This is a genomic window from Candidatus Binataceae bacterium, from assembly GCA_035294265.1.
In the GTDB taxonomy this organism is placed as follows: domain Bacteria; phylum Desulfobacterota; class Binatia; order Binatales; family Binataceae; genus DATGLK01.
On the sequence record DATGLK010000018.1, the window covers coordinates 75,314 to 98,129 of the forward strand.

Genomic DNA, 22,816 nt, shown 5'->3' on the forward strand with positions numbered 1-22,816 from the left:
GCCGCGGTTTTGCCGTCATCGAGCTTGCGGTGGCACGACCGCAAGCACCGCGGCGCAGCGGCGATTGATCGCGCGCCTTTTCATGTAGCGCCGTGCGCGCCTTTCCGTCAATCGAAGTTGTGGGTCGGGGCGGCGCGCGGTTTTAGCCTCGACGCATGCCGTGGCACTAATATCGAAGCCGCGCGAAGCGCAGAAAAGGAGCCTGCCAAAATGGCGCAACAATTACCGGCTTTGGACATCGCCAGCTTAAGCGCGGCCTACGCCGCTGGCGCCTGCCGGCCCACTGAAATCGTGGCGCGGATCGGCGAGGCGATCGCCGCCGCCGGCCATGGGCCCATCTGGATCGACGTGGTCGAGACCGCGCAATTACTGGCTCAGGCCGAGGCCGTGGAGCGCAGGCGCGCGGCGGGCGAAGAACTCCCTCTCTACGGCCTGCCCTTCGCCCTCAAGGATGCGATCGACGTGGCCGGTCGGCAGACGACCGCGGCCTGCCCCGCTTTCGCCTATCGTGCCGCGACCAGCGCCCCCGTGGTCCAACGGCTAAGCGCCGCGGGCGCGATTTTGTTGGGCAAGACCAACCTCGATCAATTCTGCACCGGTTTGGTGGGCGTGCGCTCGCCATACGGCGCCTGCCGTTCGCTGTTCGATCCCGCCTATATCGCCGGTGGGTCCAGTTCCGGCTCCGCGCTGGCGGTTGCGGCAGGTCTGGCCAGCTTCGCCGTGGGTACCGATACGGCGGGCTCGGGCCGGGTTCCGGCGGCTTTCAACAATATTGTCGGGCTCAAGCCCAGCAAGGGACTGATCAGCAGCCGCGGGGTGGTTCCCGCATGCCCCAGTCAGGATTGCGTCTCGATCCTGGCGGGAACCGTGGGCGATGCGATGGCGGTGCTGCGCGTTGCGGCCGGCTACGATCCCGCCGATCCCTTTAGCCGGCGTGCTCCCGATCCCGCGTTCCAGGCTTCCGCCCTGCCCAGGGAGCCCCGTTTCGGTATCCCCAGCCGCCTGGAGTTCTTCGGCGATTGGCAAGCCGAAAGTTTGTATCAGGCCAGCCTGGACAAGCTGCGAGCTGTGGGAAGCCTGGCGGAGATAGACATCGAGCCTTTTTTGGCCGCCGGCGCGCTTTTGTACGAGGGGCCTTGGTTGGCCGAGCGGTTGGCCAGCCATCAAGCCTTTCTGGATGCCCACCCCGAAGCCTTCCATCCGGTGGTAGCTGCGCTATTGGAGCGGGGGCGCAAAATCACGGCGGTTGACGCCTTTCGCGGTATGCACCGCTTGGCCGAGTTGCGCCGCGCCACCGCCGCGCAATGGGAGCGGATGGATCTCCTCGTGCTTCCCACCAGCCCAACCATCTATAGCATTGACCAGATCGAGGCCGATCCGATCGGCCTCAACACGCGCCTGGGCTATTACACCCAATTTGTCAATCTGCTGGATCTGAGCGCAATCGCGGTACCGGCTGGATTTCGGCGCGACGGCCTGCCCTTCGGCATCAGCTTGATCGCGCCCGCCTTTGGCGAAGGCGCCTTGGCTCCGATTGCCGACCGCTTCCATCGCGCTCAGCCCAGCACGATCGGCGCCACTGGGCGGCCGTTGCCAAGCGTGGGAAGCCTCGCTCCGGGCGAGCGGGAGAGCCGTCCCGGATGGATCCGGGTGGGCGTGGTGGGAGCCCATCTCTCGGGCCAGCCGCTCAATTGGCAACTCACGCAGCGCGGCGCGCGCCTGGTCGAGACGACCCGCACCGCCGCCGGCTATCGCCTGTTCGCCTTGCCGACCCGCCCATCCAAACCCGGCCTGATCCGCGATCGGCGCGGCGCTGGCGCGATCGAGATGGAAGTTTGGGAACTGGAAGCGGCGCCCTTCGCCGCGCTGGTCGCCGAAATTCCCTCACCCCTGACGATCGGCAGCGTCAGGCTGGAGGATGGACGCATGGTGCAGGGTTTTCTGTGCGAGAGCGAAGGCGTGGAGGGCGCGCGCGAGATTACCAGCTTCGGCGGCTGGCGCGCCTGGCTGGCCCATCGCGGCTAAGCGATCAGGCGCAGGCCGGACGCGCCCTTAACTTGGCGCGCCAGATTCGGTTCTCCCGTGACCGCGCCGGCCGCGCCCGATCCGGTAGCCTCGGCGCGGTGGTTGTCCAGCCCAAGCCGCCGCCCGGGGATTGTTCCCATGATTTCCATGGCAGCTTAGCGCCGGCGGAAATCGTCCTGTTCCGCGGACTGGCCGAAGACCGCCGCATCAGCATGGAGGTATATGCCGACCATCTCGAGGCCGCCCTGGTTCGGGAGAGGCCGGATCGATGGCGGATCCGAGCTTACCGGCCACAAATCCCGCGCTCGATCGCGGCTCTGCCGTTGAGCTATCAGCAGCGTCTGCGCCTGACTCGCTATCTCGGCTATCCGCTGGCCGCGCGCCGCAGTCAGGGCGATCTCAATCATGTGATCGAGCACGGCTACGGCCATCTGGCGCTGGCGCTGCGCGCTGGGCGCACGATCGTCACCGTGCACGACCTGATCCCGATATTGCATTGGCAAGGAGCGATCGCGGGCGCGCCCGCGGAGCGCAAGCGCCCGCTTCTGAGCGAGCTGTCCTTGCGTGCCTTGCGCCACGCTACCCAGGTGATCGCGATCAGCGAGAATACCCGGCGCGATCTAATCCGCTATCTGGACTGTCCCGGCGAGCAGGTAAGCGTGGTCTATTGGGGTGTCGATGAAGCCTTTCGCCCCGTTGTGCCCGAGGAAAAGCTCGCCTTGCGCAAGAGCTGGGGCCTGCCCACCGACCACAGCCGGCTGATACTTATCAGCGGCGCGCGCTTTTATAAGAACGAGGAAACCAGCCTGGCCGTGATGGGCCAGCTTCAGCCCGGCGCGGCTCCGCTCCTGCTGGTGCGGCTGGGACCATCGACCGCATCGTGGCGGGCAGTGCTTAAGCGCTCGGGACTGGGGCGGCGGGTAATCGAGCTGGAGTCAGTGCCGCATGATCGGATGTGGCAACTCTACAATGCCGTCGATTGCCTGTTGTTTCCCTCCTGGTACGAGGGCTGCGGCCTGCCTCCGCTGGAAGCGATGGCGTGCGGCACGCCCGTGGTGGCCTCGGATGCCGGGGCGCTGCCCGAGGTGCTGGGCGAGGCCGCCTTGATGGCGCCGCCCGGCGACGTCCGCGGCCTGACCCGGGCGCTCGAGCTGATGCTAGGCGATGCGGCCCGAAGGCAGCGGCAGATAGCCCTGGGGCTGGCCCAGGCGCATCAATTCTCCTGGCAGCGCACGGCGCGCGAAACCGCCGCGGTTTACGATCGCGTGCTGACCAACCCGCCGCGCTGAGCGCGACACGCGCTCGCGTCCATGGTTAGCTTCGACTGGTATTGCACCTTTCCTCCACGCAATTCCGACACGCTTTGCTACCAGCCTTCACAGGGCGCAGAGGGAGCTTTAAAAGATCGCACCACCGGCGCCGCTGGCGCAGCGTCATCGCTCGCCGATGGTCGCAAGCCTGCCCGAGCGCGAACGCACCGCCAAAGGCGGCGTGATCATAGACGAAACCGAAGTGCTCAGGGCGGCAACCGCCGGTTGAAACATGCAGCGCTCAGCCTTTAATCACCTGCAGTCCAAGATGGCGCTCGAACGCGTCGAAGTCCCGGTCGGAGTGAAGCAGCGTGTGACCGTGCTGAATGCAAAATGTCGCTATGAGCGTATCGATCGTCGCCCGCACGGTGATGCCTCGTCCGCGCAGGAAGCGATAATTCCGCGCCGCGCCGATCGCAATCTCACGGCCGCCCATGGCGCGAAATTCGAACGGCTCAAAGTGGCTGAGCGCGCGGGCGGCGTCCGATTCGGAGCGCAACCCCTGCAACACCTCAGCGAGAATCAGATCGCCGACCAGCAGGATTTCCCTGTCCATCAAGCGATCGAGCAGATCGGTGGCGGCGCCGCGCTTGCCGTTGAAGTAGTCGATCCAGACCGAAGAATCGACCAGGGTCACTCTTTGGCGAAGCGGTCGCGCCGTATCGCGTCGAGGTCGCCCTCCCAGCGGAGCTTGCCGCGTAATTCGCGCATCTCGCCCTGTCGCTTCAACCGCACCATCAGTTCAAGGCTGCGCTCGACCGCCTCGCGCTTGGTCTTGGCACCCGAAGCACGCATCGCGTCCTTCATCAAGCCGTCGTCAATCACGATATTGGTCCGCATCGCGAATCACCTGATGTGCATGCTAGACCTCCCACGTACACATCACAAGCCTCAGGCGGAGCGCGATTGAGGTCAAGGGCGGCCCCACGCGGGCGATATCGAGCTTACCGAGAACGAATGGAGCCGTGGGTGGCAACCTGCGCGACCGCCACTGTTTCTGCGTCGTCTACAACTGCCGAGCAAGGAGGCGCCCGCCTTCCGCGTGCCGCTTTACGGTTTCGACCGCTGGAGCAAGCTGTTTGCGCCCTGCCAGCTCCTGGCCCTCGACACGTTCGTCAAGCACGTGAGGGCCGTTCGGAGCGAGATGAACCGCGCGGAGATTCCGAAAGTGTGGAGGCAGGCCATTTCCGCGCTGCTTTGCTCCGGGAAGACATCTACCGTGTGTTAGGCTTTGCCTCGTCGGTTGCAGGATGCGAGAGACTGGCGTGAACGACCAGCTTTACACCAGGTCGAGCACTTCGCGCAGCGCTACCGCGACGCGCGCCATAATCGCATGGTCGAGTTGAGCGAGCGGGCCTTCGACCAGGCGCCGGTTGTCGATCGCGCGGAGCTGGTCGATGAGCAGGTCGGAGTCGCGCCGCAGCGAAGCTTGCGCCAGCACGCGGATCCGCAACGGCTCTGCGTCATCAACGAGATTCGTCGTCAACGGAATGATCAGCGTCGAGGGATGGCCGGCCTCGATCAGTGCCTGCGCCTGGACGATCAGCACCGGCCGGGTTTTGCCCGCTTCGGTGCCGCGGCGAGGATTCAGATTGGCGAGCCAGACTTCGCCGCGCTCAGGCATCCGGGTCGCGCTCGATTCTGGCGAACTCGGCGTTCACCCGCATGCTTTCGCGGTGTACCTTGCGCGACGCGCGCGCCATGCGTTCGGCGCGGGCGCGGGTTTCGGCGTCGCGGTTCATCCGCTCGATGGCGCGACGGATGTATTCGGCGCGCGGGATGCCGAGCGCCCTGGCGCAGCGGTCGCTCGTTTCGAGCAGCTCCGTCGGCAGTTTCAGCGAGATTGATTCCATGGAAGCGTAATGAATATCCCAATGAGATATCTTTCAACAATATCTGCGAATTGGGGAGAAAAGACAATCCGGACTGTCGGGAAAGGGGAACGTGACCAAAGTTGCGCGGCCGCCGGGCGGCCGACATCGTGGACTCCAACTGGTTTGCGCATTCCATCGTCGCTGGGATTCTTCACTGGCGCGCTCGCGATGCTCGGGCTGGTTCAGAATGACGGTTGTGCGGGGAGGCGGGCCGACCTCTGACCGCCCCCGCGACTATTGCTGCCGCTGGTTTTGCCTAATCCCTAAAATCCGCTGAGGAATTCCCGAATCCGCCCGCCCACGTCTTCCTGGCCGCTGCCCAGGCTGAGCACGGTGGAGACATGATTGTGGCCTTGCTGCCAGATGAATTGCGGACTCTTGCCGTCGCGCGCGGTGACCGCCGCCGCCAGCTCGAACGTCGGAATCGCGAGTCCCGGCGGATCATACTCGGCCAGGCTCAGGAGGAGCGGCACTTTGCTCTTAGCCGCGTGCGAAATCGCCGAGCGCGCCTGGTACTGACTTTCGTCCGCGCCGTAGTAGGCGATCATGTTGGGGCCCGGATTGGCGCCCACCCGGTACACCCCGCTCATCAGAATCGCGGCGGTGATACCGGCGCCGCCGGCGGGATGGAAATCCGAATTGAAGAGATAGGTCGCGGCGTGGCTGGCGCCCGCCGATTGGCCGAAGAGAAAGACTCGGTTGGGATCGCCGCCATGGCTGGGGGCGTTAGCCCGTGCCCAGCCGATCACACTGGCCACGTCTTGTGCACCGGCGGGCCAGGGATGGGCCGGCGCCAGGCGATAATTGGCGATAATCGTGAGCCATCCGTGACGAGCAAAATAAATTCCCAGGTTAGGATAAAATGTTCCGTCGGCATTTTTGTCGCCGCCCACGAAACCACCGCCGGGAATGTACACCAGGATCGGCAGGTTGCTGCCGTGCGGTCGGTACAGGTCAAGCTTTTGGCGTGGGTCGGAACCATAGGCGAGATCCGGGCTGATAGTTATTTCGCTAGCGCTTTGTCCTTTGACTAACGGCAAGTACAGCGCCCGCGTCGCGCCCAGGACCTCATTATTGAAATTTGGCCCCATCGCCGCGATCTTCTCCGCCAAGCCTGCTGGAAAATCGCTCAATGCCATGGCTTGCATCCTCCGTGATGGCTATCTCAGAGGTCAGTCTTGTCCGGCCGCGCGGCAACAATCAAGTCGCGCAAAGAGCCACGGCAAGCGTTTCGCGCTTGCGGCTTGCGCATCGGCCCCGCGCCGAGCTTGTCAAGTAGCCGCGGTGGGCGCATTATCGACTTGAACCACTGCCGCGCATCGAGCGGTCCGCGGGGACCGCGATTTGGTCCGGCGACGCGGTCCAATCCTACTTTCAAGGAGAGCCTCCGATGCTGACCCGCGAAGAGAACGAGTTGCTGAGCCGAGTGGGACCTGGCACTCCGATGGGCGAGATGCTGCGCGAGTACTGGGCGCCGGCATTGCGCTCAGCGCGGCTGGAGGCCGACGGCGCCCCGGCGCGGGTGCGCATCCTGGGCGAAAATTATGTTGCCTTCCGTGCAACCGACGGCCGGGTGGGCTTTTTCGACGAAGGCTGCCCCCATCGCTGTACTTCGCTGGCGTTGGCGCGTAACGAAGGCAACGCGCTCACCTGTATCTTTCATGGCTGGAAAATCGATGTCTCGGGCAAGGTGGTTGAGGTTCCTTCCGAGCCGCCCGAGCGGCGGGCGGAATTCGCGGCCAAAGTGCGGGTGCGTCATTATCCGGTGCGCGAAGCGGGCGGTCTCATCTGGGTCTATCTGGGCAAGCGGGAGCAGCCGCCAGCGTTTTATAATTTTGAGTTCAACAATTTGCCCACCAGCCACGTCATTCCGATGCGCGCGGTGATGCATTGCAACTGGTTCCAAGGGCTGGAGGCGGTGCTCGATTCGGCCCATCTCGGGATCATGCACAAATCTTGGCTGCAACTTGGTCCCGGCCAGAGCCGCTTGCCCAGTGCCAACAACGGTCCGGTCTTCGACATCATGATGAGGCCCTACGGCTTTCGCGAAGGTGCCTTGCGCGACCTGTTCGACGGCACCTGCTACGCGCGCATTCGCGAGGTGGTGTGGCCCTACTACTCCTTCATCCCTCACGACCGGCCCAACCCACCGCTAATGATCTGCGCAATTCCGATCGACGACGAATGGAACGCCCAGTGGTACGTCTATTACAATCCCGAGCGGCCTTTCACCGCCGAGGAACAGGCCCAGCGCCTAAAGGGCCATTCCGGCGACCCCGATAACATGTGCTCGGATATGGGCAGCGTCGAGAACACCTGGCATCAGGACCGCAAAGCGATGAAGGAAGGGCATTTCACCGGCTTCACGCGCTTTTTGCCGTTCGAGGATTTCATTGCCGAGGAATCGATGGGGCCGATCGTGGATCGCACTCGCGAGTACCTGGGCTCCAGCGACCAGATCATTATCCGGGTGCGCCGTCTGATGATTAACGCGGCGCGCGAGTTTCAGCGCGGCAAGCCGGCGCTGGGCCAGGAACGGGGTGACTTGGATTACAGCCAGGTGCGTGCGCTGGCCATTCGATTCCCCAAGGAGCAGAACTGGCGCGAGTTCGATTCGATGAACCCGCCGCCGACCCTGCCTTTGCGCCAATAGCGGCGCGAGGTCAGCGTCCGGCCAGGACTTTTTCGCCCAGCCAGGCTGAGAGATCTGCCAGCGCCCGGCCGCTGACCTCGTGCCCGCAATCGTATTCCTGGAGCAGCGGCTGCGCGCCCAGCGTGCGCAAATTTTCTATCGATTGCTGGGCGCGGTCGAATTCGATCACGCGATCATTGCGGCCGTGCTGCACCAACACCGGCAAGCGCGCCAAGGCCTCGCGATCTCCCGCCCTGGCGGCCAATTCCGGTGGAAAGCGGGTCGATAGCCCGGCGATCGCGGCAAACCGCTCCGGATGGCGCACGGCTAGGTTGTACGCCATCACGCCGCCTTGGCTGAAGCCGAGCAGGACCAGCCGCGCTAAATCAATCGGATAGCGGCGCGCTACGGCGTCGAGGAAGCGGTCGCCCGCCTCAGCCGCGCTATCGAGATCCTGCGCGCTTAACTGCAAGCCCGGAGTGAACTCAAACCACGCGTGGCCAGTGCCGTCGCCCAGGGGAATTTCCAACTGTCCCTGGGGACAAATAGTCAGAAAATGGCCGCTACAGACGTAGGGTGCCAGACTGAGCATGTCCAAGGCGTTGCCGCCGCGACCATGAAAGGCGATTAAGGCAGGAAAGGGGCCGTCACCGGCGGGAATCGATGCCACATAAGCCAGATTCATGTATCACCTCGTAGCCCGCGTGGCTTCTGACGTGAAAACGGGGCCGAGAGCAACCAGTGCCAGCTAGTGATAGCCGATCTCGGCGAAAAGGAAAATTGATCTAAGGCCTGTCCATGCCGAAGAACGGTGAGGTTCGTGCGATCTCTTTTGGGGTGTCAGCACCCAACAGACGCTCGCCGTTGCGCGCATCGAACTCTCCGGCGCCGATCGTGTGGTTAACCACGGGCACCCCGTAGGCAAACGCTTCTGAGATTTTGATCTGTGTACCGCAGCCCGCGCGCGCCGCTATGGCTGCGACATCCGACGCTGCGTAAAACGGAGCCAGGTCTTCGACGGAGCCCCGAGCTAGCCCTCGTCATAACCGACGTGATCGATCGAGGAGTCAGTCTTCTGCCTAGATCCACTTTAAACCAGCGTCTATCAGACGGAACACCGTATGCTTTTACCAAATTTTAGTCGACGGCGACAACCGATATCTGGGCTTAGAATATCGGACAGCTCGCGGAGCCTCGATTCCATGGTCTGAGGCGAGAAGGTGATCTAGCTAGGGCGCAACGTTATCGTTGAAGTTCGCCCAAAGTGTGGCTGACATCAGTATTAGCGCAGGATTACCGCGCCGCCAGGGCGGCAAAGCTAGATAATCAGCTCAATTGTGGTCCGCGGATGCGCTAGCCTCCAGTCCGCCATTTGCCAGCGGGAGTAGTTCTCGATTACAACTGCGCTTAAAGCACGAATCGACCGCCGATGCGCCGCGTGCGGCGCCAAGGAGAACAACGCGGATGCGTATTGACGTACACGCTCACTATTATCCCGAAAAATATATCGATCTGATGGGCCGGTTGGGCGCCGAACTGTCCCAAGTGGTGGGCAGTCAACTGGCCGGTAGCGGCCAGCCCGAAATTGATGCCCGCCTGGAAATGATGGATCGGGCAGGGGTCACGATGCAGGTGTTGTCGGTTTCGGCCACCCATCCCTACTTTTCCAAGGAAAAAGACGCGGTTGACGGCGCGCATCTCGCCAACGACCAATATGCCGAGTTGGTGGCGCGTTATCCGCGCCGCTTCGCCAGCTTTGCTACCCTGCCGCTGCCCCATGTTGATGCCGCGCTGGCGGAAATCGCGCGCGCGTTGGATCAACTCAAGATGGTGGGGATTACTTTGGGCACCTCGGTGGGGACTCGCTCCACTTTCGATCCCACCTTCGAGCCGATGTACGCCGAACTCAATCGACGCGAGGCCGTGGTGTTCATCCATCCCGCGGGTCTGGGCCTGTGCTCCCCGCTACTTAACGACTACGGTTTGACCTGGACGATCGGCGCGCCGTTTGAGGATACGATGTTCGTGCTGCATGCGATCCGCTCTCAGATTCCCGTACGCTTTCCCAAGATCAAGTTCGTAATTCCCCATCTGGGCGGTGCGCTGCCGATGCTGTTCAACCGCATCAACATGCCGCGTGTGGGCTATCCCTCGCCCCTGGCGGAGATGCCCAACGTCACCGTGCGGCGGATGTGGTACGACACCGTGGCACAAGGCAACAAGGCCGCTTTGCGCTGTGCCTGCGAGTTGTTCGGGAGCGAGCACCTAGTCCATGGCAGCGACTATCCCTACCAACTCCGCGACGCCTATCAGAACTCGGTCACTTATGTGGAGCAGTCAGGACTGCCAGCGGAGGACGTGGCGCGCATCCTGGATCAAAATGCGCTCAAGCTGCTGGCACTCGAGGAAAAGTAGCGGGCACACACAGGGTAAATAAGACAACGGCGCGAGAGTTCGTCGCAGTGGTATAGGCGAACCCCCGCGCCAAAAGGACGATGGGCGATGCGGCGCAGCGGTCCATCGTCAGACCGCATAGCCAGCCCCTCCCCCATCTCATGGCGGGATCGGGCGCCGCTGCATCGTTTCTCCGCGATGCGGGGAAGAAGACGCCAGGAGCAGAATCCTCAACGTTGTTGCTCCTGTTGGCAGCCTGGAGAGACTCGACTACTTGCTATTCCGCATGCGGGATCGCCGATTGCTGCATCGAGAGCGTCCAATTCTGGTGCACGCTGGCACCATGACCGGGGTAATTTACCACCGCCTGTCCGGGCAGATAAAGGCTGTCGCCACCCGGATCGACCGAGACTAGATACTTACCCGCCGGCAGGTCGTCCATATCTGCGGAATAGCGACCATTGGAAACTGCCGAAGTGGCCACGATTCGCCCTGGTCTGGAATTATGCAACCGCCGGACTACCACATTAGTGTCGCGATCGAAGATGTTTACAGCGCTTTCACCTTGGGTTTGGACGACGCCCCAGATCTTGCCATGGGCGGCGGAGGCGCCTTGAGCCTTGACGACTAAGGGAAAAGCCAGAATCAGGCCCAGGATTGCAGCCAAGCTCATCAAGCGCGTCTGGGTATTCATGAGGATAGGCTCCTTTTGCCGGATTTCGCATGCCACATCATAACCTTAAAGTCAGAACCATCATCTGCGTTAGACGTTACTATTGCTTGTAAAATTCTGTCAATCTATTAAAGATTTTGGTTTCGCGACTTGCAAGAGAGAACATTGGTTGGCGCGGATTACCGCGGACAATCGTAAGCCGGCATCCGGAGCCATGGGTCAGGAGCCATCGGTATGGATGAGCGAGTCAAACAAGGGTTGGAGCGCGAGCAGATAATCGATATTAGCACGGTCGGGCGGAAGTCCGGTCAAGCGCGTCGAATTGAGATCCGATTGCACTATCTCGACGGCAAGTTTTATCTGAGCGGTACCCCTGGGCGGCCGCGTAGCTGGTATGCCAACCTGCGCGCCCATCCCGGCTTTATCCTGCACCTCAAGCAGCACGTGCAGGCGGATCTGCGCGCGCGGGCAACTCCTATCCTGGAGCCCGCGCAACGGCGCGCGATTTTCGAAGCGATGAAACACAAGGCCGCCGACCAACGTGATGTCGATGCTTGGACCACCGGCAGCCCGCTGGTCGCGGTCGAATTGGTCGACCAGTAGCGCCAACGTTGGCCATATTGGCGCTACTGGGAGTACGCTATTCGGAGTTCAGAAAGCGCTGCACCGCGGGCATCACTTCCATCGGCTTTTCGTAGGGCAGCATATGTCCGGCGCCTGGTACCACCAGGCTTTGGATGCGAGCGATGCCTGCGGCAAAATCGTGCGCGTAGGCCGGCGGCACAAATTGGTCCTCGCCGCCCAAGACAATCAAGGTGCGCGCCTTGATTCGGGGCAGCCGCCGGCGCAGTCCCTTATCCGGGATCGGCCAGATGAACTTGGTGACCGCCGTTAAGCCCTGGGCAATGGCGATAATGCGCTCGACCTGGTTCTGTCCTTCGGCCTGCTGAGCGGCCAAGCGATCGCGAGCGGCCACGTCATGCCATAGGAAGTTTTCGACTTGCAGATAGGGCTGCGCAAAAATATCAGCCACCGGGTACGCGTCATTCCACAATCCCAAGGGTGAGAGCAGCACCAGTTTGCTGGGGCGGCGCGGGAAATGGGCCGCCAACTCCGCCGCCAGCATCGCGCCGAAGGAATGGCCTACGACCGGTAGTTGATCCAGCCGCAGTTCCTCGAGCAAATCGTCGTAATCCAGGACCAACTCATGGATGTTCATGATCTGGTCCAGCTCGGCGCGGTCGTTGAACCCCGGGGCAACTGGCGCGATAACCCGGTAGCTTTGAGCCAAGGCTTCGATCGCCGGATCAACCGCGTGAACGCCGCCCAGGCCGTGCAGCCAAACCAAGTCGGCACCCTTGCCGGCGCTATAGATCTGCCAGGAACGGCCGTTTTTAAGCTTGATCTTCTCGCTGCTCAGCATGTGATTACACGTTAGCCGGGAGCGGGGCGGGTTTGGCAATATGTTCCAGCGTATCGGTGGGCCACCATTTGTCTTCCCATTCGCTGAAGCGCGGGCGCAGGTGGGGAATGACCTCCTTGGCAAAGCGGGAGGTGTTGTAGAAGGTGGTCTCCTTGGACATGTTGCCGTAGTGGCACAGCACCATTAGATGACCCACCCGTAACTTATCGGCCATCTCGTTGAGCTGTTGAACTACCGACTTGGGACTGCCGCTTACGATATAGCGGCGCTCTAGCAGCTCGCCCCAGGTCAACTCGCCCAAGCTCTGCTGGCGCGCGGCGCGCGCCACCTGGCTTTCGATTCCTGCGCGCAGGGTCGCGATCGTGCCATAACCGGGGGGATCGGAAAAACCGGGGTAAACGTTGAGGCAGCGCTGGTAAAAATACAGCGCCGGCCCGGCGTAAAGCCGCTCCGCCTCGGCGTCGTTGTCGGCTACGGCCACGAATTGCAAAAAGCCGGCCTGATAGGGATTGGGTTCAACCCCATGGCGCGCCACCGTTTCCCACCAGCCGTCCATCACCTTTTGTGCCGCGACATAGCCAAAGTACGAGAGATGGGCGTAAAGAAACCTGCGCTTGACGCATCCCTCCCAGGTCTCCACCGTGCCACCACCCGGAATCCAGACCGGCGGCCGGGGTTTTTGAATTGGTCGCGGCCAGATATTAACGTAGCGCAACTGGGTATATTTGCCGTTGAAGGCGAAGACCTCGGGATCGCTCCATGCTCGGGTGATAAGATCGACCCCTTCCCAATATTTTTCGCGCAAAGTGGCCGGCGAGCGTCCATAGGTGAAAACCGTGTCCATCGGCGTGCCAACCGGAAAACCCGCCACTAGCCGCCCACCCGACATCACGTCGAGCATTGCCATCTCTTCTGCCACCCGGGTGGGGGGGTCGTACAAGGCCACCGAATTGCCCATCAAGACCAGCTTGACCCGCGAGGTGCGGCGAGTCAGCGCCGCTGCCATCAGGTTGGGCGAGGGCATCAACCCATAAGCGTTCTGATGATGTTCGTTGACGCAGACTCCGTCGAAGCCCGCGCTTTCGGCATACTCCAGCTCGTCGAGGTAATCGTTGTAGGCGACATGTCCTTTAGCCGGGTCGAACAGGTGCGAGGGGACGTCTACCCAAACCGAGTGATATTTTTGGCGGAAGTCGTCCGGCAGATGCGGATACGGCATCAAGTGAAACCAATGGAATTTCATTTGCCCCTCGCGCTTAAGGAGATGTGATCCAAAGTTCAGCTTTAGCGCTAGCGCGCCGCTTAGTCCATCCTCGAACTGTCCGGGGTGGCCGGGAGCTGTCAGTCCGCAGCTGCGCCGGCGCCTGGCTGCGTGCGCACCAGGGACTATCTACGCGCCCGCGTGCCGTTACTGGCGCTCACGCGCACGGCCTCGTAGCTGCCCACGGCGCCTTCGTATACCTCGATAGTTAAGCGCGCGGTGCGTTCCCACGAAAAGCGGGAGCTGTGGCGTTGGCCGGCGGCGATCAGCGCGCGGCGCGCCGGCTCGTCCAGCAATAAATGGTCAAGTGCGCGAGCAATATCGGCCGGATCGCGCGGATCGAAATAGTGGGCTGCGTTGCCAGCGACTTCCGGCAATGCCCCAGCGCGGGCACAGGCAACCGCTACCCCTGCCGCCATCGCTTCCACCACCGGCAGGCCGAAGCCCTCGTAGAGCGAAGGAAACACCAGCAGTCGCGCGTGAGCAAGCACTTGAGCCAGCGCGTCATCGGACAGATAGCCGGTGAAGGTCACCTGGGCGTGGGGCTCCAGGTCGTTGAGCAGTGCCGTCACCTGACCATCCTGACGCTGGCGCTCCCCGATCACCACCAGCGGCAGGTTGGCTGACGCCAAGGGTAACGCGCGCAGTAAGGCACTGAGGTTTTTGTGTGGCGAGCCGTCGGCGAAGGTCAGCAGATAAGAGGAGGCTATTCCTAGTTCCCGACGCAACGGCGCCCATCCGCTCGCGGCAGGCCGCGGGCGTGGGGCGGGGGCATTTGGCACAACCGCTATCCGCTCAGGCTCAGGGCCTAGACGGGCGAGAATCTGAGCACGGCTGAATTCGCTGACAGTGATAATCGCGTGGGCCTGGCGCGCGCTGCGCTTGACCCAGCCCGCCAGCAAGCGACTGGCGGTGGTGGGCAGCCGATCGGAGAGGGAGAAAAAATTAAGGTCGTGAATCGTCACTATCGCCGGGCAGCGCACTCGCACCGGCAATAGATCGGCCGGTGAGTGAAGCAGATCCAGGTTCTCGCGCGCGACATAGGAGGGCAACAAAAATTGCTCCACCAGGCGCCAAGTCACTCGTGATTCAAACGGCAGGGGGCACAGGTGGCGGCTGAACTGCACGGGCAAGTGGGCAAAGCTGGCATGGTTGCGGGGGTTGGTGAAAAGCACATAGCGATGACTGTGGTCGTAGCGTGCCAGACCGCTTACCAAGCCACGGGCATAGCTTTCCAGGCCCCGGTAACCCGGAATCAGCCACATTAGATTGAGCCCAATGCGCATGCCCATACTGCTCGCATGCAGAGCAATCTTGGTGCCAATGTGGCCGCGGCGCGCGGTCCGCCCGGCTACCCGAGCGCGAACGCTGGATGTCTTCCCATGAACCCCAGGAGCGGGCTCAAAGCGTGGATTATCGTGGCGGCTGGCTTCGGGCTTAGGAGCTTCAGAAGGGGTAGTTGATGCCCGAAAAGATCGCGCTGCCGTCGGGGCCATAGCCGACATCTACAAAGGCTACTACGAAAGGCAGGGCCAAGCCCCGAAAGCCTAGGCCACCGGCAGGATGCATCTGGGAGAATGGCAGTTGCGAGGCGTCATGAAAGACTCGCCCGACATCGACAAACGGTGCCAGCTCGACCACGGCATGCGTATCGAACATGTTGACGGACCAGACTCGGGTGCGGACCTCGAAATTGAACAGGAGCATGTTGTTATCGATATAACGACCGCTGCCGCCGCCGCGCCAGGTCTGCTGGTCGCTCACCGGCAACCCCAGCAGGCTACTCTCGCCTGGTGAGTCACCACCCATCCAGCTCATCGCCCAGAAGGGAGTTTCATTGCCTGCGGGCACATATCGAGTGTAGATGCGTCCCGCCAGCGTCACCCGATTGCCGATCGCCTGGTAGCGGCGAAAGTCGGCGGCGAATTCCGAATAGGATGAAGAGCTGAGAAAAGCGCGGTCGGAGACGCCGGCAAACAGCGCTGCCAGACCGCCGCTAGTCGGTACGGTTAAGGAATTCCTGGTGTCGTAGGACAGGATGAGCTGATTGAGCATCTCAGTGCCGCCGTTGAGTCCCTTGAGGTCGGGGAACAACGCGCGAGTGTATGGCAGATTGGTCACCGCGCCGTGATAGGTGCGCACCCAACGCGGCCGCTCGCGCAAAGCCAGTTGGAGGTGCCGAGAGAAGTTCACTCCGAGCAGCCCATCAACGTATAACTGTTGGTAGGTGTAATTGCTTTCGTTGCCTTGGCTGGAATTGTTACTCAGACCGAAAAACTCGTAGGTGGGATCGCGCTGGAATAAAAAATGGCCCTCCGCCGTCCACCAGCGCTGGCGCTCCAGGCCGGTGGCATAGTCCGCTTCCACCGAGCCGGCCTTTTTTTCCGCCCCACCCGCGATCACGTACCATTGGGTGTCGGCTGAGGGATAGGCCAGATAGCGAAAATTGGCCCCCGGCCCCATCAGCGTGTTGTAGTTGACGTCGGGCGCGATGATGCTTTCGATTTGCTGGTTGTTGTCCAGGTTAAGGAAGACCGTCATCAATCCGCCGGTGGTGCCGCTATAAGGATCGGTCACTACCTCGGGCACCGGGATCAATGGCCAACTGCTGGGGTTGGTTAGCGAAAACCCGCTGCCTTGATTCGCCTGGGCCCAGGCCGGGGTGACCAGCCAGGCCGCGAGCAGGCCGAAGGCTACCAGCCAGCGCCAACCCCTGATTGTCCGGGTGGAAAGTTGGGAGCAGTGTAGGCGGCGGCGATGTTCGGAGATCCAGGCCGACAAGCTTTACATACGCTCCCACGCATTCTCGGCATCCCACCGCGTCGCACACGCCGGCGCGCGGGGGGCCAAGGTAAAATCTCGCCCCAGTACGTCGGCCAGGGCGATCCCTAGGGGAATGCGCAATAACAAGTCCATCGCCCCGATCGCCATCGACAAGGCGAGCAGGACGCCGCGGTCCGCAACGGCTTGAAAGCCATAGACGAAAAGCGCTTGGGTCGAACCCAACCCCAGCGGCGTCAAGGGGAGCGCAGCCAGAATCACGATCGCCGGTATCGAGGCCAACACCAAGCCGGGCGAGAGCATGATTCCAAAGGCGCGCATTTCCACATAGAGCAAAATGGCTTGGAGCGAGAGAGTTGCCAGACGAATCGACATCAGCACGGCGTAATGACGCAGGCGGGCTTGGCGAATCGCGGTCAGCGAGGGCCGGTCATATAGCCAGCGCGCCGGCTTCCAGCGCGGTCTTCCACTCATGCACAGTACGCTTAGTCCACCCGCCAGAACGCAGCCCGCGGCAGAATAATACCAGGGCAGAAGCAGGGGCGCGGGCGCCAACAGCAGCGCGGCAAGCAATTCCATTACCGCCAAGGTCTGAATATCAACGAAAGTCTGAAATGCCAGGGTACAGCCGGCCGCCAATAAAGGAACCTCACGGCGACGATGGACGAACAGAACCAGGGCACTGGCCGCCAGCGCGGTATTGACCAGTTGCAGAAAGTGCTGGGTAGAAACACCCACCAGCATCTCGCTGTAGGCGAAGGGGCGATGGAAGTAGCTGAACAGCCGCGCCATCAGCAGGCTGTCCGCCAACAACCACAGCGTAAAGCTGGCTACCGCCGCAAGCAGGAACAGGGGCCAGTGAGCCTGCGACAGACCGCGCCAGAAAGCTTCGAGCGAAACACCTCGCGCAACGTCGACGATTATCGCAAGCGCCAGCAAGCCTCCCAGGATGGTCTTGAGTTTGCCCAACGCGGGGGCACTTCCTGCTTGGGCCGCTAGCAACGGCTCAGTACTCAATTGCGTCCACTCGATCCATTCGCCTCCGTCACGCCAGCTCACCGCCGCCCCGCTTTGAAAGCATTGAAACCGAGGTTCATCAAGTTCAATGCCAGCCGCATTTCGCGGTCGAATTTCAGGTCGAACGCAGAAGGGCAACCGGTTGGAATCGTGGACTGCACGGGAACGGTGGCCACAGTTGTGCCCCTCCGATCGTCTCCAACCCGATCGGTACCCCGTTCAATCCTTCCCACGCCCCAGGCTGTGGTCTGTAACTAGGCTAATCCCTACTACGCTGTGGCAGTTAAGGGAATCCTGCCTTCCCCTCCAAAAAAGGTTAAAACAAATGTAATTTGTATTGGTAGAGCAAAATTAAATCAATACACGCGAATAATGCCGAATTCTACCACACGGCTGGCGGGTCACTGTTTGGTTGCTTGCGATCGTCGCAACTTTCTGACAGTTGTCGCATTTTTCGAACCCGCCCGGAACATGACGATTGGCAGTTGCAGCCGCCTGTCGGCCACCCGCAGTTTGTATCGTTCCTCTTCTGTGAGGGCAAGACAAGGTTTAGGAAATCAGGAGACAATCCAACAAAAACCTTGTTATAAAAGTGAATCTCATGGGAAGCGTCATTTGTCGTAAAAGCCGTGAGATAGAGGCTTGTAACGTTAGCACTTAATGGCTATCCATCATTGCTGTCCTCTGCGCCGACCGACCAACCGCAGGTGAGGGGCGGGGTGACAAAAGGGGGATCGCGGTGAGTGACAATCTCTCGCTGCTGATAACCGGGGGCGCGGGCTTTATCGGCAGCCACGCTGCCCGGCGCTTCGCACGGCGCGGTTTCAGGGTAACCATCCTGGACAACCTGTCGCGGCCGGGGGCCGAACTCAATCTGGCTTGGCTGCGCCAGGAGTGCGCGGAGATCGAGTTCACGCGCTGTGACGTGCGCGATCGTGACGGGATCGAGGCTATCTTCCGCGGCCGGCAGTTTTCCGCCGTGCTGCATCTGGCCGCTCAAGTCGCCGTCACTACTTCGCTGGCAGCGCCTTGGGAGGACTTTCAGACCAACGCCGCCGGAACTCTACACCTGCTGGAGGCGGTGCGCCGCTATTGTCCGGAGGCGGTTTTCATCTTCGCTTCGACCAACAAGGTTTACGGAGAATTAGCCGAGTTCGAGAGCACGCGGCGCGGCAAGCGCTGGACCTTCCGCGATCGCCAGGGGGTTGATGAGAGCACTTTACTGGATTTCCATTCGCCCTACGGTTGCTCCAAAGGCGCGGCCGACCAATATGTGATCGACTATGCACGGATTTATGGCTTGCGCAGCGCCGCCTTCCGCCAGTCGTGCATCTATGGCGAGCGGCAGTTTGGGATCGAGGATCAGGGTTGGGTAGCCTGGTTCGCGATCGCCGCCGTGCTCGGTCGCCCTCTTACGATCTACGGCGACGGCGCGCAAGTCCGCGATTTGCTTTATGTGGATGACCTTTTGGATGCCTACGAGTTGGGCTTGGAGCATCCCGAGGCGATCGCGGGGCAGGCATTCAATGTGGGCGGTGGCCCCGCCAATACGCTCTCGTTGCTAGAGCTAATCGAGCTGTTGGAGAGCAGCCTGGAGCGCCGAATGAGCCCACGTTTCGAGAGCTGGCGGCCCGGCGATCAGAAAGTCTTCGTCTCCGATATCGGCAAACTCTCGCGCCGCCTCGGATGGCGCCCTCGGGTCGGATGTCACGAAGGGGTGCAAAGGCTGCTGGTTTGGGTCCGCGCCAATCGCGAATTGCTCCAGCGTCACCTGGATGTCGCAGACTCACAAGCTCGCTAATGAGGCGTGCAAATGAGGTGCGGGCCGAGCATGTCGGAATGCCCCTTCAGGCGTCAGGCGTGATCCGCGTACCCAAAGCAACAACGCCCTCCCGACCTTTGCCGAGAGGGCGTTGCCGCCCTGACCTGGCGCCTTGGCCATTCGCTATGCAGCCAGTTTCTTGAGCGCCGGACAGATGCGCAGTACGTTCTTGTGGAAGATTGCCTGCTTGTCGTCTTCACTCAGAAAATCGAAGCCGCTGATGATCGGCACCAGGTCATCGCTGGGGCGCCCGGTTTCGGGCCGGATCGCGCCCCCGGAGCCCGGTGTTTCCGTGCCAAACAGCATCCGGGCCGGAGTACGCTGTTTGATGGCCGCGGTGAGGTAATTTACGTCCAGCGCACAGGTATCGAAAAACAAATTGTTGCGCAGATCTTTTTGCGACAGATGGCGATCGCTGGGAATGAACCGATCCAGCGCACCGCCGCAATGGCAGACTACCACCTTGAGCTCCGGGAAGCGCTCGAACACGTCGCTGTGGGAGAGCAATTGGGTGGCCAGGTACTGCTCCATCACGAAGCCTATCTGGTAGTTCTCCGGAATCACGTCGAAGCGCGGGTCTAAGCAATTGGTGCCATGCACGATAATGGGCAGGCCCAACTTCTGGCAGCGCTCGTAGACGGGGTACCAGTACGGCTTGTGCATCCCCGGCGTGGTACGTGCGCCGGCCGGATCAGGACTTAGGTAAACCGCGCCGAAGCCCAGCTCGTTAACGCATCGATCCAGCTCGGGAAGGCAGTGGCTCAAGTCTTCGGCGTCGCTGCGTTGAGGCAGTTGGGCCGCGCCGATGAAGCGAGTCGGATGCATCTCGACCTGCTTGGCGATGAAGTTGTTGACCAGGCGGGTCCAATGTGGCAGCAGATGGGGCTGCATCCAGCCCAGCATCGCGAAGGGCCGCGGCCCGATGATCTGCACGTCGATGTTGTGGTCGTCCATCAAACTGACGTGCCGGCCGGTGCTGGCGTTCCAGGCCTCGGGAGTCATGTTCAGCCCCGCCAGCCCCTGCGGGGTGCGCGGATCATGAACCCTTGGGGTGTTGGATGCGAGCATCCCGGCTAACACAGCAAAACCATTGCCTGGCGCCGAGACGTGACCGTGAACGTCAAGAACCTTAATCCCTTTGTACATGAAAACTCGCTTCCTTTGGCCGGTAATTTTTTAAGTGCGTCCTGCCAGAATTGCGATAACCCAAAGTGCAGCCATGGCGCAAGTGCCGCGCGCGCCTGCGGCCAAAGAGGTGGCTCCCAACGCCCCGCCCATGGCGCCCGCATCCCGCGATGGTATTGTAGGCGGGCGCACGCGGCGGTCTGAAGCGGCCCCGCGATTGCGTCGCGATGCAGAACCCTTAAGGTTGAGCGCGGGGCGCGTGGATAGTATGACTGGCCAGCGCTGGGGCGCGGGCGAAAGCCGGCGCCGTTTTGGAGGACTGCGCAGGTGGAGCGATTATGAGGTATCGGGCGGCAAAGATCGGAATGGCACAGGCGGTTTTGTGGAGCGCGATGGCGGGGCTGCTGGCGTTGGGCGCGCTCGGCTGTGGCAACAGCGGCGGCTTTTTCAACAACGGCATCTCTACCGCCTATTGTTCGCAAGGCTACGGCCCAGGCACCGGAGCCCTGGCCGGGCAGTGTGTGCCGGTTCGTCCTACCCAGGCCGCCCAAAGCCGCCCGCCCCTGTTGACCTCGCCGACCACAGCGCGCCAGCTCTCAGGCGCCTCTCCCGCGCGCGGTGCGATCCTGCGCTCCAGCATGTTTGCTCGCCACCAGCAGCATTAGTCCCTTACACCACCCTGGCCGCGCCGGCTGCGCGACTGGTGCCGCTTACGACGCCGTCTCGCCGGAAGCTTCCAATAGCTGGGGATCGTAACCGGCGCGCGCTAGCACCCGCCGCGCCGCCGCGTAGACCTTGGAACTGTCGCTCCAGGAGGAGACCGGCACGGCTGGGGCGGCGCTAAGCCGTCCCAGCAGATCGGGGAGTTCGTCACCCGCTAGTTCTTCGCATTGCTGATAAACTCCCTCCGCCATTTCCTCCAGCGGATTGTGAACCGCGAGCACCGCCCGAATGGCGTGCAAGCCGCCGCCGCTGGGCGGCAGCATCAGCAAAGCCGCCAGCGCACCGTGATCCAACTGCAGGCGCTTGGCGAGCGGCAGCGCTTCGCCGCTTTTGCGCGCGGCCATGGGCAGCAAGATCTTTTCCTCCAGGCTGATATGGCGCAGCAGGCGCTGGCGGAAGTGCTCGTAGGCCGCGTCGCCGCCCGGGTCCCGCTCACTGGCGCGCGCCAGTAACCGATCGAGCTGGAGATGTTCGGCGGCCATCAAGGCGTAAAGCTGGCCGTGAGCTGGCATGTAAGCCGCCCCCTCTTACTCCACCCCCGGCATCGCGACGAAGCCTGGCAATCGCTTGACCCGCGCCAACCAGCCGCGCACTCCCGGGTAGGGGCCGAGATCGATTTGCCCCTCGGGGCACAGGGCGGTGTAGGGAAAGCAGGCGCATTCGGCAATCGTAGGTTCCTCGCCTGCCAGCCATTGATGGTTTGCCAGCCGCCGCTCCATCACCGTCAGTGCCTTGATCCCCTTGGCTTGGCAGGCGGCCAGATCTTCTTTGAAGCCCCAGCGGATGATCCCGCGAGCGATCGCCAGCCCGGAGAGAATCTCGTTCTGCGCCAGCTCCATCCACTGCAGCACTTCTGCGCCAGCGCGCGCCTGGGCCGGCATCCAACGCCGCTGTCCGTCGTGGGTGAGCGCCAGATAGTACAGAATCGCGGTCGACCCCCACAGCACCACCTCGCCATCGACCAGGGTCGGAATCTGGCCGCGCGGATTGAGCGTGAGGTAGTCGGCGGGTAGTGCGTTGCGCCCGTCGCCGCCACGCTCAATCTCGATCTTTTCATAAGGCAGTCCCAAAAATGACAGCAGCAGGCGGGCCTTGTAGGAGTTGCCCGAGGACTCGCGTGAATAGAGTTTCATCGATCTCCTCCCGGCGCGGACGAGTTGCCCAGCTCGGCCCACGCTAGCACAGACGGCCATTATACGCAGGTGGGCGTGGCTGGGACGCACGTCGCAATCATTTTGCACGATGGCGGCACAATCGGCGCGCTAAGCTTGAGACTGTAAATCGTTTCGCGGAGGCTTCACGGACCATGCCCGAGAAGGAAACCTTGCGTCGCGTGCGTAAAGACAAGGAGGAAGGCAAGGCGGCCAGCACCCAGGCCGGGGAATTCGTTCGCGAGGAAATCGAACATGTCAAGCACGGCAAGCACGGGGTCAAAAACCCCAAGCAGGCAATTGCAATCGGACTATCCAAGGCGCGCCGGGCCGGGGTCGAGCTACCGCCGCCCGAGGCGGGGCGGCGCAAAGAGAAATCCCGCAAGAGCACTTATGGCAAGAGCAAGGGGCGCGGAGATGGATCCAAATCGGGCTCGTGAGCGCCGCGCGAATAACGACCATGAGAAGTCGGTTAGCTCAACAGCAAAAAGGGATTGATTGTTAGCAGGTTCATCCGTCGCCCATCTGATACAGCGATGTTATTACGGTCGCCGCGTCCGCGGTCTGCGGTGTGATCCTTTTGGTCAGCATCAAATTGGTCAGCA

The 22,816-nt window shown here is 62.0% G+C and carries 23 protein-coding genes; 8 read left to right on the forward strand and 15 right to left on the reverse strand.

Annotation, left to right across the window (positions count from 1 at the left end):
* The first annotated feature begins 210 nt into the window (after positions 1–210).
* Entirely contained in the window at positions 211–2,025 is a 1,815-nt protein-coding gene (gene atzF, locus VKV28_03350; protein ID HLH75823.1) for an allophanate hydrolase, read from the forward strand.
* 98 nt (positions 2,026–2,123) lie between these two features.
* Entirely contained in the window at positions 2,124–3,314 is a 1,191-nt protein-coding gene (locus VKV28_03355; GenBank protein HLH75824.1) for a glycosyltransferase family 1 protein, read from the forward strand.
* A gap of 262 nt (positions 3,315–3,576) precedes the next feature.
* On the opposite strand, the gene VKV28_03360 is transcribed toward VKV28_03355, so the two are convergent.
* From VKV28_03360 to VKV28_03380, 5 genes are all read right to left on the reverse strand, one after another.
* Positions 3,577–3,972 carry a PIN domain nuclease gene (locus VKV28_03360; protein ID HLH75825.1) on the reverse strand — a complete coding sequence of 132 codons (396 nt, stop codon included), beginning with the start codon at positions 3,970–3,972 and terminating at the stop codon, positions 3,577–3,579.
* Entirely contained in the window at positions 3,969–4,175 is a 207-nt protein-coding gene (locus VKV28_03365; protein HLH75826.1) for a type II toxin-antitoxin system VapB family antitoxin, read from the reverse strand. Before VKV28_03365 ends, VKV28_03360 begins: the two co-directional genes overlap by 4 nt.
* Before the next feature lie 439 nt (positions 4,176–4,614).
* Complete coding sequence (locus tag VKV28_03370) at positions 4,615–4,959, reverse strand: type II toxin-antitoxin system PemK/MazF family toxin (protein HLH75827.1); 345 nt, start codon at positions 4,957–4,959, stop codon at positions 4,615–4,617.
* On the reverse strand, positions 4,952–5,188 hold the full coding sequence (locus VKV28_03375; GenBank protein HLH75828.1) for a ribbon-helix-helix protein, CopG family: 237 nt from the start codon (positions 5,186–5,188) through the stop codon (positions 4,952–4,954). The genes VKV28_03370 and VKV28_03375 overlap by 8 nt, the downstream gene beginning before the upstream one ends.
* A 284-nt stretch (positions 5,189–5,472) precedes the next feature.
* The gene (locus tag VKV28_03380; protein ID HLH75829.1) at positions 5,473–6,348 is read right to left on the reverse strand and encodes an alpha/beta hydrolase; all 876 of its coding nucleotides are present in this window, start codon (positions 6,346–6,348) and stop codon (positions 5,473–5,475) included.
* Between the two features lie 251 nt (positions 6,349–6,599).
* Between VKV28_03380 and VKV28_03385 the strand changes: the two genes are divergently transcribed.
* Complete coding sequence (locus VKV28_03385) at positions 6,600–7,862, forward strand: Rieske 2Fe-2S domain-containing protein (protein ID HLH75830.1); 1,263 nt, start codon at positions 6,600–6,602, stop codon at positions 7,860–7,862.
* A gap of 10 nt (positions 7,863–7,872) precedes the next feature.
* Here the strand turns inward: VKV28_03385 and VKV28_03390 are convergent, their stop codons facing one another.
* Positions 7,873–8,526 carry an alpha/beta fold hydrolase gene (locus VKV28_03390; protein ID HLH75831.1) on the reverse strand — a complete coding sequence of 218 codons (654 nt, stop codon included), beginning with the start codon at positions 8,524–8,526 and terminating at the stop codon, positions 7,873–7,875.
* A gap of 779 nt (positions 8,527–9,305) precedes the next feature.
* Between VKV28_03390 and VKV28_03395 the strand changes: the two genes are divergently transcribed.
* The gene (locus tag VKV28_03395; GenBank protein ID HLH75832.1) at positions 9,306–10,256 is read left to right on the forward strand and encodes an amidohydrolase family protein; all 951 of its coding nucleotides are present in this window, start codon (positions 9,306–9,308) and stop codon (positions 10,254–10,256) included.
* 256 nt (positions 10,257–10,512) lie between these two features.
* Here VKV28_03395 and VKV28_03400 read toward each other — a convergent pair whose 3' ends face one another.
* The gene (locus tag VKV28_03400) at positions 10,513–10,929 is read right to left on the reverse strand and encodes a hypothetical protein (GenBank protein ID HLH75833.1); all 417 of its coding nucleotides are present in this window, start codon (positions 10,927–10,929) and stop codon (positions 10,513–10,515) included.
* 213 nt (positions 10,930–11,142) lie between these two features.
* On the opposite strand from VKV28_03400, the gene VKV28_03405 reads away from it, so the two are divergent.
* Positions 11,143–11,511, forward strand: a complete 369-nt coding sequence (locus VKV28_03405) for a nitroreductase family deazaflavin-dependent oxidoreductase (protein ID HLH75834.1) — start codon at positions 11,143–11,145, stop codon at positions 11,509–11,511.
* Between the two features lie 37 nt (positions 11,512–11,548).
* Here VKV28_03405 and VKV28_03410 read toward each other — a convergent pair whose 3' ends face one another.
* The 5 genes from VKV28_03410 to VKV28_03430 form a co-directional block, all read right to left on the reverse strand.
* Entirely contained in the window at positions 11,549–12,331 is a 783-nt protein-coding gene (locus tag VKV28_03410) for an alpha/beta hydrolase (protein HLH75835.1), read from the reverse strand.
* Positions 12,332–12,335: 4 nt separating this feature from the next.
* Complete coding sequence (locus VKV28_03415; protein HLH75836.1) at positions 12,336–13,574, reverse strand: LLM class flavin-dependent oxidoreductase; 1,239 nt, start codon at positions 13,572–13,574, stop codon at positions 12,336–12,338.
* Positions 13,575–13,717: 143 nt separating this feature from the next.
* Positions 13,718–14,878, reverse strand: a complete 1,161-nt coding sequence (locus tag VKV28_03420; protein ID HLH75837.1) for a glycosyltransferase family 1 protein — start codon at positions 14,876–14,878, stop codon at positions 13,718–13,720.
* A gap of 160 nt (positions 14,879–15,038) precedes the next feature.
* Entirely contained in the window at positions 15,039–16,373 is a 1,335-nt protein-coding gene (locus VKV28_03425) for a BamA/TamA family outer membrane protein (protein HLH75838.1), read from the reverse strand.
* A gap of 3 nt (positions 16,374–16,376) precedes the next feature.
* A complete protein-coding gene (locus VKV28_03430) occupies positions 16,377–17,432 on the reverse strand; it encodes a lysylphosphatidylglycerol synthase domain-containing protein (protein ID HLH75839.1) in 1,056 nt (351 codons plus the stop codon).
* A gap of 697 nt (positions 17,433–18,129) precedes the next feature.
* Between VKV28_03430 and VKV28_03435 the strand changes: the two genes are divergently transcribed.
* Complete coding sequence (locus tag VKV28_03435) at positions 18,130–19,191, forward strand: SDR family NAD(P)-dependent oxidoreductase (protein ID HLH75840.1); 1,062 nt, start codon at positions 18,130–18,132, stop codon at positions 19,189–19,191.
* Between the two features lie 144 nt (positions 19,192–19,335).
* Here VKV28_03435 and VKV28_03440 read toward each other — a convergent pair whose 3' ends face one another.
* Entirely contained in the window at positions 19,336–20,358 is a 1,023-nt protein-coding gene (locus tag VKV28_03440; GenBank protein HLH75841.1) for an amidohydrolase family protein, read from the reverse strand.
* A 344-nt stretch (positions 20,359–20,702) separates the two neighbouring features.
* Here VKV28_03440 and VKV28_03445 point away from each other — a divergent pair, with 344 nt between their 5' ends.
* Entirely contained in the window at positions 20,703–21,002 is a 300-nt protein-coding gene (locus VKV28_03445; GenBank protein ID HLH75842.1) for a hypothetical protein, read from the forward strand.
* A gap of 45 nt (positions 21,003–21,047) precedes the next feature.
* Here the strand turns inward: VKV28_03445 and VKV28_03450 are convergent, their stop codons facing one another.
* Positions 21,048–21,572, reverse strand: a complete 525-nt coding sequence (locus VKV28_03450; GenBank protein HLH75843.1) for a hemerythrin domain-containing protein — start codon at positions 21,570–21,572, stop codon at positions 21,048–21,050.
* Between the two features lie 15 nt (positions 21,573–21,587).
* Positions 21,588–22,193 (reverse strand): glutathione S-transferase family protein, encoded by a 606-nt coding sequence (locus VKV28_03455; GenBank protein ID HLH75844.1) that lies wholly within the window; start codon positions 22,191–22,193, stop codon positions 21,588–21,590.
* A 173-nt stretch (positions 22,194–22,366) separates the two neighbouring features.
* On the opposite strand from VKV28_03455, the gene VKV28_03460 reads away from it, so the two are divergent.
* Positions 22,367–22,651 (forward strand): DUF6496 domain-containing protein, encoded by a 285-nt coding sequence (locus tag VKV28_03460; protein HLH75845.1) that lies wholly within the window; start codon positions 22,367–22,369, stop codon positions 22,649–22,651.
* The last annotated feature ends 165 nt before the right edge of the window (positions 22,652–22,816 follow it).

What these genes read in the sequence shown, in the direction of transcription:
- atzF (HLH75823.1), top strand. Translation starts at nt 211, where the DNA reads ATGGCGCAACAATTACCGGCTTTGGACATCGCCAGCTTAAGCGCGGCC.
- VKV28_03365 (HLH75826.1), bottom strand. Translation starts at nt 4,175, where the DNA reads ATGCGGACCAATATCGTGATTGACGACGGCTTGATGAAGGACGCGATG.
- VKV28_03370 (HLH75827.1), bottom strand. Translation starts at nt 4,959, where the DNA reads ATGCCTGAGCGCGGCGAAGTCTGGCTCGCCAATCTGAATCCTCGCCGC.
- VKV28_03375 (HLH75828.1), bottom strand. Translation starts at nt 5,188, where the DNA reads ATGGAATCAATCTCGCTGAAACTGCCGACGGAGCTGCTCGAAACGAGC.
- VKV28_03380 (HLH75829.1), bottom strand. Translation starts at nt 6,348, where the DNA reads ATGGCATTGAGCGATTTTCCAGCAGGCTTGGCGGAGAAGATCGCGGCG.
- VKV28_03385 (HLH75830.1), top strand. Translation starts at nt 6,600, where the DNA reads ATGCTGACCCGCGAAGAGAACGAGTTGCTGAGCCGAGTGGGACCTGGC.
- VKV28_03390 (HLH75831.1), bottom strand. Translation starts at nt 8,526, where the DNA reads ATGAATCTGGCTTATGTGGCATCGATTCCCGCCGGTGACGGCCCCTTT.
- VKV28_03395 (HLH75832.1), top strand. Translation starts at nt 9,306, where the DNA reads ATGCGTATTGACGTACACGCTCACTATTATCCCGAAAAATATATCGAT.
- VKV28_03400 (HLH75833.1), bottom strand. Translation starts at nt 10,929, where the DNA reads ATGAATACCCAGACGCGCTTGATGAGCTTGGCTGCAATCCTGGGCCTG.
- VKV28_03405 (HLH75834.1), top strand. Translation starts at nt 11,143, where the DNA reads ATGGATGAGCGAGTCAAACAAGGGTTGGAGCGCGAGCAGATAATCGAT.
- VKV28_03410 (HLH75835.1), bottom strand. Translation starts at nt 12,331, where the DNA reads ATGCTGAGCAGCGAGAAGATCAAGCTTAAAAACGGCCGTTCCTGGCAG.
- VKV28_03415 (HLH75836.1), bottom strand. Translation starts at nt 13,574, where the DNA reads ATGAAATTCCATTGGTTTCACTTGATGCCGTATCCGCATCTGCCGGAC.
- VKV28_03420 (HLH75837.1), bottom strand. Translation starts at nt 14,878, where the DNA reads ATGCGCATTGGGCTCAATCTAATGTGGCTGATTCCGGGTTACCGGGGC.
- VKV28_03440 (HLH75841.1), bottom strand. Translation starts at nt 20,358, where the DNA reads ATGTACAAAGGGATTAAGGTTCTTGACGTTCACGGTCACGTCTCGGCG.
- VKV28_03445 (HLH75842.1), top strand. Translation starts at nt 20,703, where the DNA reads ATGGCACAGGCGGTTTTGTGGAGCGCGATGGCGGGGCTGCTGGCGTTG.
- VKV28_03450 (HLH75843.1), bottom strand. Translation starts at nt 21,572, where the DNA reads ATGCCAGCTCACGGCCAGCTTTACGCCTTGATGGCCGCCGAACATCTC.
- VKV28_03455 (HLH75844.1), bottom strand. Translation starts at nt 22,193, where the DNA reads ATGAAACTCTATTCACGCGAGTCCTCGGGCAACTCCTACAAGGCCCGC.
- VKV28_03460 (HLH75845.1), top strand. Translation starts at nt 22,367, where the DNA reads ATGCCCGAGAAGGAAACCTTGCGTCGCGTGCGTAAAGACAAGGAGGAA.